The 14,213-nt window shown below is 56.4% G+C and carries 12 protein-coding genes; 5 read left to right on the top strand and 7 right to left on the bottom strand.

Annotation, left to right across the window (positions count from 1 at the left end):
* On the bottom strand, positions 1-1,553 hold a 1,553-nt coding region (locus tag NW820_RS02090), incomplete at its 3' end, for an NAD(P)H-quinone oxidoreductase subunit 4 (RefSeq protein ID WP_414406559.1).
* Between the two features lie 235 nt (positions 1,554-1,788).
* Between NW820_RS02090 and NW820_RS02085 the strand changes: the two genes are divergently transcribed.
* From NW820_RS02085 to NW820_RS02075, 3 genes are all read left to right on the top strand, one after another.
* Entirely contained in the window at positions 1,789-2,667 is an 879-nt protein-coding gene (locus NW820_RS02085; RefSeq protein WP_414406558.1) for an isoaspartyl peptidase/L-asparaginase, read from the top strand.
* Between the two features lie 127 nt (positions 2,668-2,794).
* Positions 2,795-3,829 carry an adenosine deaminase gene (locus NW820_RS02080; RefSeq protein ID WP_414406557.1) on the top strand — a complete coding sequence of 345 codons (1,035 nt, stop codon included), beginning with the start codon at positions 2,795-2,797 and terminating at the stop codon, positions 3,827-3,829.
* A gap of 192 nt (positions 3,830-4,021) precedes the next feature.
* On the top strand, positions 4,022-4,825 hold the full coding sequence (locus NW820_RS02075; RefSeq protein ID WP_414342392.1) for a M55 family metallopeptidase: 804 nt from the start codon (positions 4,022-4,024) through the stop codon (positions 4,823-4,825).
* Here NW820_RS02075 and mnmH read toward each other — a convergent pair.
* Complete coding sequence (mnmH, locus tag NW820_RS02070) at positions 4,818-5,882, bottom strand: tRNA 2-selenouridine(34) synthase MnmH (RefSeq protein WP_414351992.1); 1,065 nt, start codon at positions 5,880-5,882, stop codon at positions 4,818-4,820. The two genes, NW820_RS02075 and mnmH, sit on opposite strands and share 8 nt — an antisense overlap.
* Positions 5,883-6,073: 191 nt before the next feature.
* Here mnmH and NW820_RS02065 point away from each other — a divergent pair, with 191 nt between their 5' ends.
* Both NW820_RS02065 and NW820_RS02060 read left to right on the top strand, forming a co-directional pair.
* Positions 6,074-6,769 carry a cysteine hydrolase family protein gene (locus tag NW820_RS02065; protein WP_011430738.1) on the top strand — a complete coding sequence of 232 codons (696 nt, stop codon included), beginning with the start codon at positions 6,074-6,076 and terminating at the stop codon, positions 6,767-6,769.
* 59 nt (positions 6,770-6,828) lie between these two features.
* Positions 6,829-8,373, top strand: a complete 1,545-nt coding sequence (locus tag NW820_RS02060; RefSeq protein WP_414406556.1) for an ABC transporter ATP-binding protein — start codon at positions 6,829-6,831, stop codon at positions 8,371-8,373.
* 51 nt (positions 8,374-8,424) lie between these two features.
* On the opposite strand, the gene urtE is transcribed toward NW820_RS02060, so the two are convergent.
* From urtE to urtA, 5 genes are all read right to left on the bottom strand, one after another.
* Complete coding sequence (urtE, locus tag NW820_RS02055) at positions 8,425-9,177, bottom strand: urea ABC transporter ATP-binding subunit UrtE (protein ID WP_414406555.1); 753 nt, start codon at positions 9,175-9,177, stop codon at positions 8,425-8,427.
* 46 nt (positions 9,178-9,223) lie between these two features.
* Positions 9,224-9,991: an urea ABC transporter ATP-binding protein UrtD gene (gene urtD / locus NW820_RS02050; protein ID WP_011433599.1), complete on the bottom strand. Its 768-nt coding sequence runs from the start codon at positions 9,989-9,991 to the stop codon at positions 9,224-9,226.
* Positions 9,992-10,165: 174 nt separating this feature from the next.
* Positions 10,166-11,374 carry an urea ABC transporter permease subunit UrtC gene (gene urtC / locus NW820_RS02045; protein WP_414406554.1) on the bottom strand — a complete coding sequence of 403 codons (1,209 nt, stop codon included), beginning with the start codon at positions 11,372-11,374 and terminating at the stop codon, positions 10,166-10,168.
* A 3-nt stretch (positions 11,375-11,377) separates the two neighbouring features.
* Positions 11,378-12,535 (bottom strand): urea ABC transporter permease subunit UrtB, encoded by a 1,158-nt coding sequence (gene urtB, locus NW820_RS02040; RefSeq protein ID WP_414406553.1) that lies wholly within the window; start codon positions 12,533-12,535, stop codon positions 11,378-11,380.
* A 104-nt stretch (positions 12,536-12,639) separates the two neighbouring features.
* Entirely contained in the window at positions 12,640-13,914 is a 1,275-nt protein-coding gene (gene urtA, locus NW820_RS02035) for an urea ABC transporter substrate-binding protein (protein WP_011433602.1), read from the bottom strand.
* Positions 13,915-14,213: the final 299 nt, after the last annotated feature.

The raw sequence follows: 14,213 nt of genomic DNA, 5'->3' as shown, positions 1-14,213 counted from the left end.
AGCTCCTGCCGCAGCAGCGCCACCAAAGCGTTAGTGGATTGGTCGTAGAGGCTGGTCACCAGCTTGGGGTAGAGCCCAATGCCAATGATGGGGATCAACAGGCAGGCGATGATGAACACCTCGCGTGGCTCAGCATCTACCAATTCTTCGTGTTCGGTGAGCTCTTTGTTCTCTGGGCCAAAGAAAATCTGCCGCAACATCGACAGCAGGTAGATGGGGGTCAGGATCACCCCAACTGCTGCCAGGAAAACCACCACCAACCGGAAGGGGAGAGAGTAGGCATCGGTGGTGGCCATGCCGATAAACACCATGATCTCGGCCACAAAGCCGCTCATGCCGGGTAGGGCTAGCGAAGCCAGGGAGCAGGCGGTGAACATGGAGAAGATCTTGGGCATCTTCAGGCCAACGCCGCCCATTTCCTCCAGCTCCAGCGTATGGGTGCGGTCGTAGGTGGCCCCCACCAAAAAGAACAGGCTGGCCCCGATCAGCCCGTGGGAGATCATCTGCAGCATGGCGCCGCTCATGCCGATCTCCGTCAGGGATCCGATACCGATGAGCACGAAGCCCATGTGGCTGATGGAAGAGTAGGCGATCTTCCGTTTCAGGTTGCGCTGGGCAAAAGAGGTGAGGGCGGCAAAGATGATGTTCACCACCCCCAACACGATCAGCACCGGCGCAAAGTAAAGATGAGCATCCGGCAGCATGCCCGCATTCATGCGCATCAGGGCATAGCCCCCCATCTTGAGCAGGATCCCGGCCAGCAACATGTGCACCGGCGCAGTGGCCTCGCCGTGGGCATCGGGCAGCCAAGTGTGCAAGGGGAAAATGGGCAGCTTCACCCCATAGGCAATGAGGAAGGCCCCATACATCAGCAGTTGGAAGGTGAGTGGATAGGTCTTGTGGGCCAGATCCGTCATGTCAAAGCTGATGGGATCCCCGTAGAAGGCCATAGCCAGACCTGCCACCAGGATAAACAGGGAGCTGAGAGCCGTGTAGAGGATGAACTTGGTGGCCGCATACAGGCGGTTGTATCCCCCCCAAATGGAGAGGAGCAAGTACACCGGGATCAGCTCCAATTCCCACATCAGGAAAAACAGCAACATGTCCTGCACGGCAAACACCCCGATCTGCCCGCCATACATGGCCAGCATCAAAAAGTAGAAGAGGCGAGGTTTGAGGGTGACCGGCCAAGCGGCCAAGATGGCTAGGGTAGTGATAAACGCCGTGAGCAGGATCAGGGGCATGGAGAGGCCATCAGCCCCCACCGACCAACTCAAGCCCACTTGGGGTACCCAGGTGTAGCGCTCCAGCAGTTGCAAACCTGTCTGGCCGGGATCGTAGCCGACATAGAAGCCGGCCAGCAGAATCAGCAGATCCGTGACCGCAATGAACAAAGCAAACCAGCGGATCCGCTCGGCCAACTTTTGTGCGTAGGCGCGGGTACTGGGATCCCCAGCCGGTGCTGGGATCAGGGGAATAAATAGGGCGGCCAACACAGGGTAAGCGATGACCGTGGTCAGCCAAGGAAACTCGTGCAAGCTGGGCAGCGCCATGGATGTAACCTCGCTTGTGCCATACCATCAGGGGGATCCCTGCCGGCTGCAATCCGACAGCCCTTTACCAGAATCGCCCTTGAGTATCTATGCTTAGCAAATCTACAGGATTATCTTAAGGCTCCCTCTCCCTTTGCGTTGGGATCCCTGGGATGGAGCAGATGCATGGGTGGATGTTGTACCCGAAAATCAAAATATAGTCTTCCACTGTTCTCACAAGGTAACCGATCTCATCATGCCTCAGCCCAAACTGATCATCCACGGCGGAGCCGGCAGCGCCCTGGAAGGGGAAAGCAGCCTGGAAAAAGTGAGGGGATCCCTGCAGCAGGTGGTGGAGAGCACCTACGAGCTGCTGTTGGCTGGGCAGAGTGCCGAGGCGGCGGTGATGCATGCCTGCCAGTTGCTGGAGGATGATCCGCTCTACAATGCCGGGACGGGGTCGGTCTTGCAATCGGATGGGCAAATCCGCATGAGCGCCGCTCTCATGAACGGGGCCACCCAGTCTTTTAGCGGGGTGATCAACGTCAGCCGAGTTCAGCATCCCATCCTCATGGCCCAGGCTCTGCAATCAAGCCCGGATCGCGTGGTGGCCGAACAAGGGGCAGCAGAGCTGGCGCGGGAGCTGCAGTTGCCGGTCTATGATCCGGCCACTCTCAAGCGGGTTCAAGAGTGGGTGCAGTTGCGCCAAACCCATCCCCCGACCAGGGTTCTCACCGCTCTGGCCATGGGCACGGTGGGGGCGGTGGCGCTGGATCAACAGGGGCAAATCTGTGCCGGCACCTCCACCGGCGGGCGGGGGTTCGAACGGGTGGGGCGAGTAAGCGATTCGGCCACTCCGGCGGGAACCTATGCCAGTGCGGCGGCGGGGGTCAGTTGTACTGGTGTCGGGGAAGATATTTTGGATGAGAGCTTGGCGGTGCGGATTGTGATTCGAGTGGAAGATGGCCTCAGCCTGAAGGCTGCCATGGCCAAGTCTTTTCAAGAGGCCCGCCAACGTCGCCGCTCCTTTGGGGCCATTGCTCTATCGCGCTCGGGCGAGATTGCTTGGGATACCACCACCGACCTACTGCTGGCCGCCTATCACGATGGGCAGGGGATCGGCTTGACGATCTAAACTTCTAGCCGGGCTTGCGGGATTAGACCTGGACAAGCCTGAGGCGGTTGGATAAGAGTAGGATAAGAGTAGAAATAGTACTTAAACAAACCAAGTCTGCCCCCTGGCGGGCCACTGTAGAGCGTTTATGGCACTTCACGCGGAGTTGCACCGTCATTTGGGCGGTTCGGTTGTCCCCCGAATTCTGTGGCGCTATTTTCACCGCCAGGGATCCCCTGTGGCAGAGCGCTTTCCCACCTATGCCGAGTTTGAGGAGTTCTACACCCGCCCGCGCAACACCCTCGAGGATTACCTGGAGCTGCACACGCTGGTGGAACAGGTGCAGACCCTGGAAACCCTGCCCTATTTTATCTACCGCCTGCTGCGGGGAGCCTACGTCTTTGAGGATCTGGCCTACCTGGAGATTCGCTACACCCCCTACCTGCGCACGGATCCCAGCCTGGATGAGGGGGAGCGCCTCAAGCAGATGCGCCAGGTGATCGAGACGGTAGGACAAGCCAGTCAACAGCGAGAGTATCCCATCGTCACCACCCAGATCGTCTGTTTGCACTCACGCCTGCCCAGCCACATCAACCGGGCCATGGTGGAAGCTGCCGCCGAGTCGGAGTATGTGTGTGCCATCGACCTGGCCGGGGGAGACAAGCCCTACGGCGAACGGATGGACGAGTGGATTGAGCTGTTCAAGTATGCGCTGGCCCGCGGCCTGAAAACCACTGCCCACCTGTACGAAACTTTGGATGGCTGCTACCCACAGTTGCTGCCCTATGTCTCGCGGATCGGCCACGGCATTCAGATCCCCCTCCACTATCCAGAATTGCTGCCGGAGCTGGCGCGGCGAGGACAATGCCTAGAAGTTTGTCCCACCACCTATCTAAAAACGGGAACTCTGCCCAGTTTGGAGCCCCTCAAGATTGTCTTTGACCGCTGCTTTGACGCGGGGGTGGATATTGCCATCTGCACCGACAACGCCGGCTTGCACAATGTACGCCTGCCGTTTGAGTACGAGAACCTGCTGACCCACGACATCATCGATTTCGAGCAGCTCAAACACTGCCAGGAAGCAGCTTTTCGTCACGCTTTTGCCTGGCCCTATAAGGGGCGTCCGGCCTCATTGTTGTCGGAGTTGCAGCAGGGGGTATCTGCTTCTTTGGTGGCTCTCTGACCGCCTCAGCGGGATGGAGTCCTTGTTTTTCATCCCGACTTCTCGAAAACAGGGAAGGGATCCGTAACAGAGACAGGGGCAGCTTTCGCAAGGGAAATGACCGCTTGGATCCCTTGTGCAGAGCGATGTTGAGCGGCATCTGAGGGTGGATAGAGCCCGACAGAATCCAATGCTGAGTCTACTGAGCCAAACATGAAGGTTTATATCAGCGCCGATATTGAAGGGATCGCCGGCATCAGCCATTGGGATGAGGCCACCATCGGCCAGCCGGGTTACGAGGCATTCCGAGAGCAGATGACCCGAGCAGTGATCGCGGCTTGTGAGGGATCCCTGGCTGCCGGAGCCACGCAGATCACAGTCAAAGATGCCCATGACTCCGGGCGGAACCTCATCCCCGAACGGTTGCCGGAGCCGGTGCAACTCATCCGCGGCTGGAGCGGCCACCCCTACTGTATGGTGCAAGAGTTGGATCGCAGTTACGATGCCCTGCTCCTAATCGGCTATCATGCCCGCGCCGGATCTGCTGCCAACCCCCTCGCCCACACCTACACCACCGAAGTTAGCCAAATCCGACTGAACGGCCAGGCCATCGCCGAGTTTCACCTGGTCAGCCTCACGGCTGCCTATGAGGGAGTCCCAGTTGTGTTTGTAGCCGGAGATGCGGAGGTGTGTGCCGCAGCGAAAGCTTATGACGCCCACATCGAGACGGTGGTCACCCACAAAGGGATAGGCCAGTCGGTCATTACGCCACATCCGCAGCAGGTTCTACAGGCCATCCGCCAAGGTGTAGAGGGATCCCTGAGGCGGCTGTCGGCCTACCGTCCTCGCCCACTGCCGGATCACTTTCAATTGGAAGTGGACTACAAGGATCCCGCTCGGGCCTACCGCAAGTCTTTTTATCCCGGCTGCCGGTGGATTGCCGATTCCACGGTTCGGCTGGAAGTTTCCGAGTGGTTTGAGGTGTTGCGGGCTTTGGAGTTTATCGTGCTCACCTAGCCAGGGATCCAAGCGGCATCTGGATGAGGCGAGCAGCAGCTTCCCTGAGGCTGGTCTCGGAAAGGTCAGACAGCTCAATCCGGGCCCGAAGGCGATTGAAGTTTTGCTGCAGCCCGTGTCGATAGGTGGGGTCGTAGTGCTGCTCCAGCAACTCCTGCACAAACTGCGGCCAGTCTTGGGCGTCGATCAGCTCAAACCAACGCTGCAGGCGGGCCTGGCCAAGACGGGACTTCAGAGGCAGCAATTTCCCCTTTAGCGCTTGGGGGTGAGCAATCCAGTGGGGATAGTGGGCGATTAACCCCTTCACCCGCTCCTCTAGAGGCAACTGCACTTCGACACAGTCGGCTTGGGTAAGGGCTTGCCAAAGGGCAGGCGGCAGATGGAGCTGGCCCACTTTGGCACTCTCAGCCTCCACCCAGACTGGCTTGGCGGGATCCCACTGGAGAAAAACCTGCACCAGTTGACTTTCAAAGCTCTTCTGACTGGGCTGTGGCACCCCCCACTCGGCCCCCAGGAGGGATCCCCGGTGACAGGCCAGCTTTTCCAGATCGAGAACTTGGGATCCCTGTTGGCGCAGATGGTGAAGCAACTGGGTTTTGCCGCTCCCTGTTGGTCCGCAGAGCACTCGGTAGGTAAATTCCTGGGGCAAGATCTGCAGCTGTCGGCGCACCCAGGCCCGGTAGGTTTTGTAGCCACCTTGCAAAACCGTAACCTGCCAGCCCACCTGGGACAACACCAATGCCAAGCTGGCAGAGCGCTGCCCTCCCCGCCAGCAGTAGATTAGGGGCCGGTAATCGCGATCTTTATCGGCAAAATGGGTTTGCAAGTGGCGACTGATGTTCTGGGCCACCAAGCTTGCCCCTCGTTTGCGGGCTGTAAAGGGATCCACCTGCTTGTAGAGCGTGCCCACCTCCGCCCGTTCTGTATCGTAGAGTACAGGCAAGTTGATGGCTCCCGGCCAATGATCCTCTGCGAACTCTGCCGGAGAGCGCACATCGATAATTTCGCTGTAGGTGTGCAGCCAGGGCTCTGCAGTGAAGTGAATCGGAGGAGACACAAACCTGTGGATGGAAATGGCAAGCTGTGTTCTATCTTGGCAGGGTTCTGGCCAAGGCTCACCGCCCCAGCTTTAACTTGGGAGAGCCGAGGTCAAGCGCAGGGTGACCCGAAGGCTTGGGTTGGATATCCCTCTTGATTGGGCTTTTGCTCTTTCTTTGCTCTTTATTGAATTGATTTGCCAGAGGTGCTATGGGATCCTATATTGCGGCAGAACCTTACCCCTATCCCTACAACGGTGACTTACGGCCTGAGAACACCGCCCTGATCGTCATCGATATGCAGACCGATTTCTGCGGGGTAGGTGGCTATGTAGACAAAATGGGCTACGACATTTCCCTCACCCGTGCCCCCATAGAGCCGATCCGACGGGTTTTGGCGGCAATGCGAGCCCTGGGTTTTTTCATCGTGCATACCCGCGAAGGCCATCGCCCCGATCTATCAGATTTGCCGGAAAACAAGCGCTGGCGCAGTCAACGCATTGGGGCAGGCATTGGGGATCCCGGTCCCTGTGGGCGCATCCTGGTGCGAGGAGAACCCGGCTGGGAAATTATCCCGGAACTGGCTCCTCTGCCAGGGGAGGTGATCATCGACAAGCCGGGCAAAGGCGCTTTCTATGCCACCGATCTGGACTTAATCCTGAGGCGCAAAGGCATCCAAAACCTGATCTTGACGGGCATCACCACCGATGTATGCGTCCACACCACCATGCGAGAAGCCAACGACCGGGGCTATGAATGTTTGTTGCTATCCGATTGCACAGGTGCCACAGACTACGGAAATTATCTCGCTGCTCTGAAGATGATCCAGATGCAAGGGGGGGTTTTCGGGGCAGTTGCCGATTCAGGTGCCCTGATAGCAGTACTTCAGGAACTCAAAACCGACTAGACCTCGTTTCTTTACGTGTCTTTACGTGAGACACCCAAACCAGGAGATCTTGACCAACCATGACTACCACTGCCCAAACTGAAATCTCAACAGCACGGAAAGCCCCCCCGGAACTGGAGGTCGTCAACCTCACCAAGCGATTTGGATCCCTGTTGGCCCTAGACCACGTCTCGATGAAACTCAAGCCGGGATCCCTTCATGCCTTACTTGGGGAAAACGGAGCCGGGAAAAGCACCCTCGTCAAGTGCGTGATGGGCTTTTATCATGCTGACTCTGGCGATGTTTGCATTGATAAACGAGCTCGTGCCATCCACAGCCCACGGGATGCCTATCACTACGGCATTGGCATGGTGTACCAACATTTCACCTCTGTACCCGCCATGACTGTGGCGGAAAACTTGGTCTTGGCCCGCCCAGATTTGCCTTTGGTGATTGACTGGAAAGAAGAGGAAAAAAAGCTGGCAGATTTTATGGAAACAGCCCCTTTCCAAGTCAACTTGCGGGCTTTTGTTTCCGAACTATCGGCAGGAGAAAAGCAGAAGGTCGAGATCCTCAAGCAGCTTTATTTGAACACCAAGATCCTGATCTTGGACGAGCCTACTTCTGTGCTCACGCCAGAGGAAGCCGACGAAGTCTTGGGCCTTGTGCGTCGTTCGGTGGAAGCTGGCGACCTGAGTGTATTGCTCATTACCCACAAGTTTCGCGAGGTGAATGCCTTTGCCGATGAGGTGACGGTGTTGCGACGTGGGAAGCTGGCCGGCCATGGACAAGTGAAAGATTTATCCACAGCAGAAATGGCCGAAATGATGCTGGGCCGGCAACAGGTGCAGATCCAGTTGGAGAAAGCCTTGGTCAAAGGGGGATCCCCTCTGCTGGAAATTGAAGGGATCCAGGCTGACAAGGACAATGGCTTGCCCGCTGTGCGGGGGGTGACCCTGACTGTTCATGGAGGTGAGATTGTGGGAATTGCCGGCGTTTCCGGCAACGGCCAGCGGGAGTTGATGGAAGTCTTGGCCGGGCAGCGGATGGCTACAGCCGGGCAGATCAAGATCAACGGGCAACTGTACAGGGCCACCCGCGCAGAAATGGTGCGCCACCGGGTTTGCTGTTTGCCGGAGGAACCTCTGAGAAATGCCTCGATCCCCAACATGAGCGTTGGCGAAAACTTGGCCCTGCGTCGTTATGACCGGGATCCTATGGCCAAAGGTTGGATGTTGATCTGGCAAGAGATTTGGCGCTCTGCCCGCGCGTTAATCGAGCAATTTAAGGTGAAAACGCCTGCAGCCCAAACTCCCATCAGCCACCTGTCGGGGGGTAATGTCCAGCGAGCCATTTTGGCACGGGAACTCGCCGGAGATCCACAAATTTTGATCGCCGCCAATCCTTGTTTTGGTCTGGACTTTGCGGCAGTAGATTACATTCACTCGCAGATTGTGGATGCTCGTAACCGAGGAGTTGCCGTCTTGCTGATCAGCGAAGATCTGGACGAGCTTCTCAAGCTCTCCGATCGTTTGCTGGTGATGGCGGGCGGTCGGATCGTCTATGAAAGTCCTATCAGCAGCGTGGATCTCAAAGAAGTTGGCCACAAGATGGGCGGACATTAAGCATTAAGTGATTTGGTAAGTAATCAGCAGTGAATATGACATGGCTTCCCCTCAAATGGAGAGGTGAGCCCGAACTTTTTCTTCATCCATCTGGTTGGTCGGCCCCTCCATGATAAGGGATCCATTCTCCATGAGATAAAAATAATCGGCTAGGCTTTGGGCAAACTCAAAATACTGCTCCACCAGCAACACCGAAACGCCCCGCTCCTTTTGAATGCGGCTGATGGCTTCTTCGATCTCGATAATGATAGAGGGCTGGATCCCTTCTGTGGGCTCATCCAGGAGCAAAAGTTTGGGCTCCGCCACCAAAGCTCTGGCGATGGCCAGTTGCTGCTGCTGCCCACCGCTCAAATCCCCACCCAGCCGTTTAAGAAAAGAACGCAGAATTGGGAATAGGTCATAGACAAACTCAGGTATGATCCGTTCTCTGTCCGGTGCCGCTTCTAGCCCCACCAGCAGGTTTTCCTCAACCGTTAGGCGGGGAAATATCTCTCGACCTTGGGGCACATAGCCGATACCGGCACGGGCTCGCCAATTGGGAGGGTAATGGTTGATAGGACGGCCCTCAAAAGCAATTTTGCCTGTGCAGTCTTTCAGAAGTCCCATCAGGGCTTTAAGTGTGGTGGTTTTGCCCATACCATTGCGGCCCAGAAGGCAAACCGCTTGGCCGGGAAAGATCTTAAAAGAGAGATCCTTCACAATTAAACTCTGACCATAGTAAACCCTCAAGTTGGAGACCTCCAGGAGAGGCCCGGATCCATCTCGGGATAAGTTTTGTGTTGCGGTCGCGTTTTCCGTATTCATAGGCCTGCGCATGAGTCGATTAGATACAGAACTATAGCCTCTTTGCTTAGTTTTTCCCCTTGTGGGATCCGAGATAGACCTCAATCACTCGCGGGTCGTTTTTCACATCCTCAAAGGTACCTTCGCACAGCACCGAGCCTTGGTGTAAAACGGTAACCTTGCGGGCAATTTGTCGGACAAACACCATGTCATGTTCGATCACCAAAATGGTGTGGCTTTGGGCTAAGGATTGAATTAACTCTCCTGTAGCTTCTGTTTCTTTGTCCGTCATCCCGGCCACGCATTCATCCAGCAGCAGCAAATCCGGATCTTGAGCAATCACCATGCCGATCTCCAGCCATTGCTTTTCTCCGTGGGAAAGCAGCCCTGCCGGAACCCGATCCTTACGGCTGAGGCCAATGGTTTCCAAAAGAGCATCCGTTTTTTCTCGCAGATGCTTTTTGCCCAATAGGGTGGAAAAAACCCTTTTGTCAGGGTTGAGGGATAGCTCCAAGTTTTCTCGCACGCTCAAGTTTTGATAGACCCGCGGCGTCTGAAACTTGCGCCCAACACCCAAAATCGAGATCTCATGTTCCTTGAGCTTGGTCAGATCTTTTCCTTTAAACAGCACCCGGCCTCGAGTAGGCTTAACCTTGCCCGTCAGCACATCGAGAAACGTAGTCTTGCCTGCCCCATTGGGGCCGATGACCACCCGCAGCTCCCCTTCCTCCAGAGAGAAGTTCAGCCTGTCCAAAGCCTTAAAGCCGTCGAAGCTGACGGTGAGATCCTGAGTTTGTAAAATTTGTCGGGTGGCGGTGGGAGCTGCAGTAAGCATAGGGATCACATCCAAGAACGGAAAGGCCAAAGGTCAAACCGGATTCTCAACCCATCAAATAAACCCATCAAATAGGAGAGGAAACTTGGCATCGCTGGCTCACCCATCAGATCTGGGATCCTTTTACTCTGAACTTGCACCTTGCGTATGATGCACATCGACAGAAAGCCAGATTTAAGCTGGGGAAGTATCTGCCAAACGCCTGCGCCAAAGCTGGACAGTGACCCAAAGCTGCCTGCCTTGGGTGCGCACCCAACCCACCAGTCCATCCGGCAGCACCAGCACCACCAACAGGAACAATCCCCCCTGGAAAAACAGCCAAATCTCCGGAAAATTTTCGCTCAGCAAGCTCTTGGCAAAGTTAACCAACAGAGCCCCCAGCACCGCCCCCACCAAACTGGCCCGACCGCCCACCGCCACCCAGATTACCATCTCAATGGAAAAGGGAACGGCCATCGCATTGGGAGAGATGATCCCAGTTTGCAAGGTAAACAAAGCTCCGGCAACACCCGCCAGGGCAGCAGACACGGCAAACACCAGAACTTTAAAGCCGGTGGGATCGTAGCCGGAAAAACGAACCCGCGGCTCGTCATCTCGAATGGCTACCAGGATCCGACCGAATAAGCCGCTGGTCAGCCAACGACAGAGAAGGTAAGCCAAAACCACCGCCAGAACTGTAGTGACATAGACAGCGAAGCGCATCTCGGACGAGTTGACATCCAGGCCAAACAAAGTCTGGAAGTTGGTCAGGCCGTTGGTGCCATTAATTAAGCGCTGTTGGCCGTTGAAGAAGTTAAAGAAAATAATCGTGGTGGCCTGAGTTAAAATGGAAAAATAAACCCCTCGGATGCGATTTCTCACCACCAAATACCCCAGGGCTGCCGCCACCAAAGCCGGGATCAAGACCACAGCAACAGCCGTAAACGGAAACGAATAAAAGGGATACCAAAACCAGGGCAATTCCGTTACCCCGTAGAGGCTGAAAAACTCCGGTATCTGACCTTCCGGCAATTGCAATTTCAGGTGCATCCCCAGAGCGTAGCCCCCCAAGGCAAAGAACACCCCATGCCCCAGGCTGAGCATGCCGGTATAGCCCCAGATGAGGTCGATTCCCAAAGCTACAATGCTGAGGGCCAGAAACCGCCCCAACAAGTTGAGCCGAAAGCCAGACAGCACAGTTGGGGCCACAAAGATCAAGGCCAGCACCAAAACGATGAGGATCCCGGCCTCCCACAGAAGCTTGCGAGAAGAATTGGGATCCCCACCCGCGGCGGGAGCAGCCACTTCATGATCAGCACGGGGGGAATGAACCAGTTTCATGGGCTTTGTGAGGGAGTAGAAGATGGAGAGTCTGGTCCTAGAGTTTTCGCCAAGCGAGATCATTCCCTAGGCATCCACCATACGACCTTTTTCGGGGAAAAGGCCCCGAGGTCGCACCTGCAAAAAGGCCACGATCAAAGCAAAGACCATCACCTTGGCCATGCTCGTGGTGGCAAAAAAGTTGAGGGTATCGGTCAGGATGGGCACGTTGGGAAAAATCAAAGCCAGCGTCCCGGAACCGATGACAAAGTTGGCAATCCCGATCCCAAGCGCTGCCACAATGCTGCCCAAAAGCTTACCGACACCCCCCACGACGACCACCATAAAGGTATCCACGATGTAGTTTTGGCCGGTGTTCGGCCCCACGGATCCCAGCAGGCTGACCGCCACGCCGGCTACTCCCGCCAGACCCGAACCGATGGCAAAGGTAAGGGCATCCACCTTTTGCGTGGGGATCCCTACACAGGCACTCATGGCCCGATTCTGGGTAACCGCCCGGATGCGCAGCCCCCAGCGGGTGCGCTGCAAGAAGAAGTACAGCCCTAGGATGCAGAAGACAGTGAGGGCGATGATAAACAGGCGGGTATTGGGCAAAAACAGGCTGCCCACCGGGATCCCACCCCCCAGCCAACGGGGAGCGGTCACATCTTTGTTCTGGGCTCCAAACCAGGGTTGAGTGACTGCTAAAGCATAGGTTTGCGCCAGCACCCGCCCCCCCACCGCTGCAATGGCCGTGGAAAGCACCAGTAGCAGCGCCAGCGTCCACCCTTTGAGGCGCGGCCAATCCGTTCGCCTGGCCAAGAGCCACCAGCCGCCAAAAAAGAGCACCGCGAAGGCCCCCAAGCGGAAAGCCAGCACCCAATTGACGCTGCGCACAAACTGCTGCAGGATCAGGCTCACACCCCAAGTGGCCAGAAGGGTTTCCAGCGGTCGGCCATACAAAAAGCGGATCACCCCCCGCTCCAAGGCCAGCCCTACCAGAGCCGTGACGGCAAAGGCAGCTACCAAAGCTGGAAAGATGTACAGATCCCGCCAGGGATCCCCTAGGGGACGAAAGGCATTTTGCACGACGAAGGTGGTGTAGGCCCCCAACATCATCAGCTCCCCATGGGCCATGTTGATGACCCCCATGAGGCCGAAAACAATGGCCAAGCCCAATGCGGCTATTAGCAAGACGGTGCCGATGCTAATGCCGTTGAACAAGCTGTCCAGGAGCAAGGTCATGGGCAGGGGATCCTCCTTCCAACTAAACTAGGGAGGCTAACCGAGCATCTAGGCGGGATCCCCGACCCTATCCAAACGGCAAGGGATCCCAGCCCTGGCCAGGACTAGCTGACTTTGTAGCGACCGCCCTTGGCCGGATCTGACCAATCGCAGGCAAAGCCCTTGGTCTCTGCCACAAACTGGTTCCAGGGCTGCGGCTCCACGGCATCCGTAGAAAAGATGACATCAAACAAACCGTCAGAGCGCACCTGGCCGATCCGCACATACTTGGTCAGGTGGTGATTGGTGTTCATGGTTACCAAGCCTTCTGGGGCATCAAAGGTCTGGCCATAGGCTGCCTGCCGCACGGCGTCGATCTCCACCGTTCCCGCTTTTTCTGCCGCCTGCTTCCAGATGTAAACCATGATGTAGGCGGCTTCCATCGGGTCGTTGGTGACGCGGTTTTGGCCGTATTCTGCCTTGAAAGCTTCCACAAACTTCTTGTTGGCAGGCGTATCCACCGTCATAAAGTAGTTCCAGGCGGCGAAGTGCCCTTCCAAGAATTCGGGGCCAATGGCCTGCACCTCTTCTTCGGCAATGCTGACGGACATGGAAGGATAACGATCCGGCCCCAGCCCTGCCCCTTTCAGTTGTTTGAAAAAGGCCACGTTGCTGTCGCCGTTCAAGCTGTTGTAGATCACACCGCCATTGGGAAGAGCGGCCCGGATCTTGCTGATGATGGGAGTAACTTCTGTGTTGCCCAAAGGCAGATAGTCTTCACCCACCACTTTGCCCCCCAGGGCTTCCAACTGGGCCTTGATGATGGTGTTGGCCGTGCGGGGGAACACGTAGTCGGATCCCACCAGGAAGAACTCTTTGCCCTTGTTCTTGAGCAGCCATTCCACCGAAGGCTCGATCTGCTGGTTGGGGGCAGCGCCGGTGTAGAAGATGTTTTTGGAGCACTCTTGTCCTTCGTACTGCACGGGATACCAGAGCAGGTGCTGCTTGGATTCAAACACCGGCAAAACCGCTTTGCGACTGGCCGAAGTCCAGCAGCCGAATACCGTTGCCACCTTGTCCACATCGATCAATTTGGTGGCTTTCTCGGCAAAGGTTGGCCAATCGGAAGCCCCATCCTCGATAATCGGCTCGATCTGCTTGCCCAAAACCCCACCGGCGGCATTGATCTCTTTGATAGCCAGCTTTTCCGCATCCACCACGCTGGTTTCTGAAATGGCCATGGTGCCGCTGAGGGAGTGCAAAATGCCAACGCGGATGGTCTCTCCCTGGGCGTAGGCGGGCACGGATCGCTTCACCCAGATCTGCGGCCCTAGGGCAGCCCCGGCTCCGGCCAGAGCGCCCATTTTCAGCACTTGACGACGATTAAATGATAGAGCCATCGGTGATCTCCGAAACGAAGTGAGTGCAAAGGGTATTAAGAAGTCCAGTTGTTGCAGCAGCCCGGCCAACAGAGGGAAGCACTTAGCTCATCACCTCGCCCATGTGTTAAATTTGCCCAACTGCAGTCGGCTGAGGCTTTCACCGAATGCCTTCCCAACATCAACAGAGGAAAAGGCTAATCCTGCAGTCGAGAAAGCGTTGTGCATCCCTGTTGCCTTAACGTGTTCCATCAAACCCATTCGGCCCGGAGAGAATTGTATCGTGGGATACCTTTTCCCAGAATCCGAGCCCTTTCCCC

Origin of the sequence: Synechococcus sp. R55.7 (assembly GCF_047461955.1) — a bacterium.
GTDB lineage: Bacteria > Cyanobacteriota > Cyanobacteriia > Thermostichales > Thermostichaceae > Thermostichus.
This window is presented reverse-complemented; position numbering and strand designations above follow the sequence as displayed.

Coding starts and splice junctions, on each gene's coding strand:
- NW820_RS02085 (WP_414406558.1), top strand. CDS start 1,789: ATGCCTCAGCCCAAACTGATCATCCACGGCGGAGCCGGCAGCGCCCTG.
- NW820_RS02080 (WP_414406557.1), top strand. CDS start 2,795: ATGGCACTTCACGCGGAGTTGCACCGTCATTTGGGCGGTTCGGTTGTC.
- NW820_RS02075 (WP_414342392.1), top strand. CDS start 4,022: ATGAAGGTTTATATCAGCGCCGATATTGAAGGGATCGCCGGCATCAGC.
- NW820_RS02065 (WP_011430738.1), top strand. CDS start 6,074: ATGGGATCCTATATTGCGGCAGAACCTTACCCCTATCCCTACAACGGT.
- NW820_RS02060 (WP_414406556.1), top strand. CDS start 6,829: ATGACTACCACTGCCCAAACTGAAATCTCAACAGCACGGAAAGCCCCC.
- urtE (WP_414406555.1), bottom strand. CDS start 9,177: ATGAATACGGAAAACGCGACCGCAACACAAAACTTATCCCGAGATGGA.
- urtD (WP_011433599.1), bottom strand. CDS start 9,991: ATGCTTACTGCAGCTCCCACCGCCACCCGACAAATTTTACAAACTCAG.
- urtC (WP_414406554.1), bottom strand. CDS start 11,374: ATGATCTCGCTTGGCGAAAACTCTAGGACCAGACTCTCCATCTTCTAC.
- urtB (WP_414406553.1), bottom strand. CDS start 12,535: ATGACCTTGCTCCTGGACAGCTTGTTCAACGGCATTAGCATCGGCACC.
- urtA (WP_011433602.1), bottom strand. CDS start 13,914: ATGGCTCTATCATTTAATCGTCGTCAAGTGCTGAAAATGGGCGCTCTG.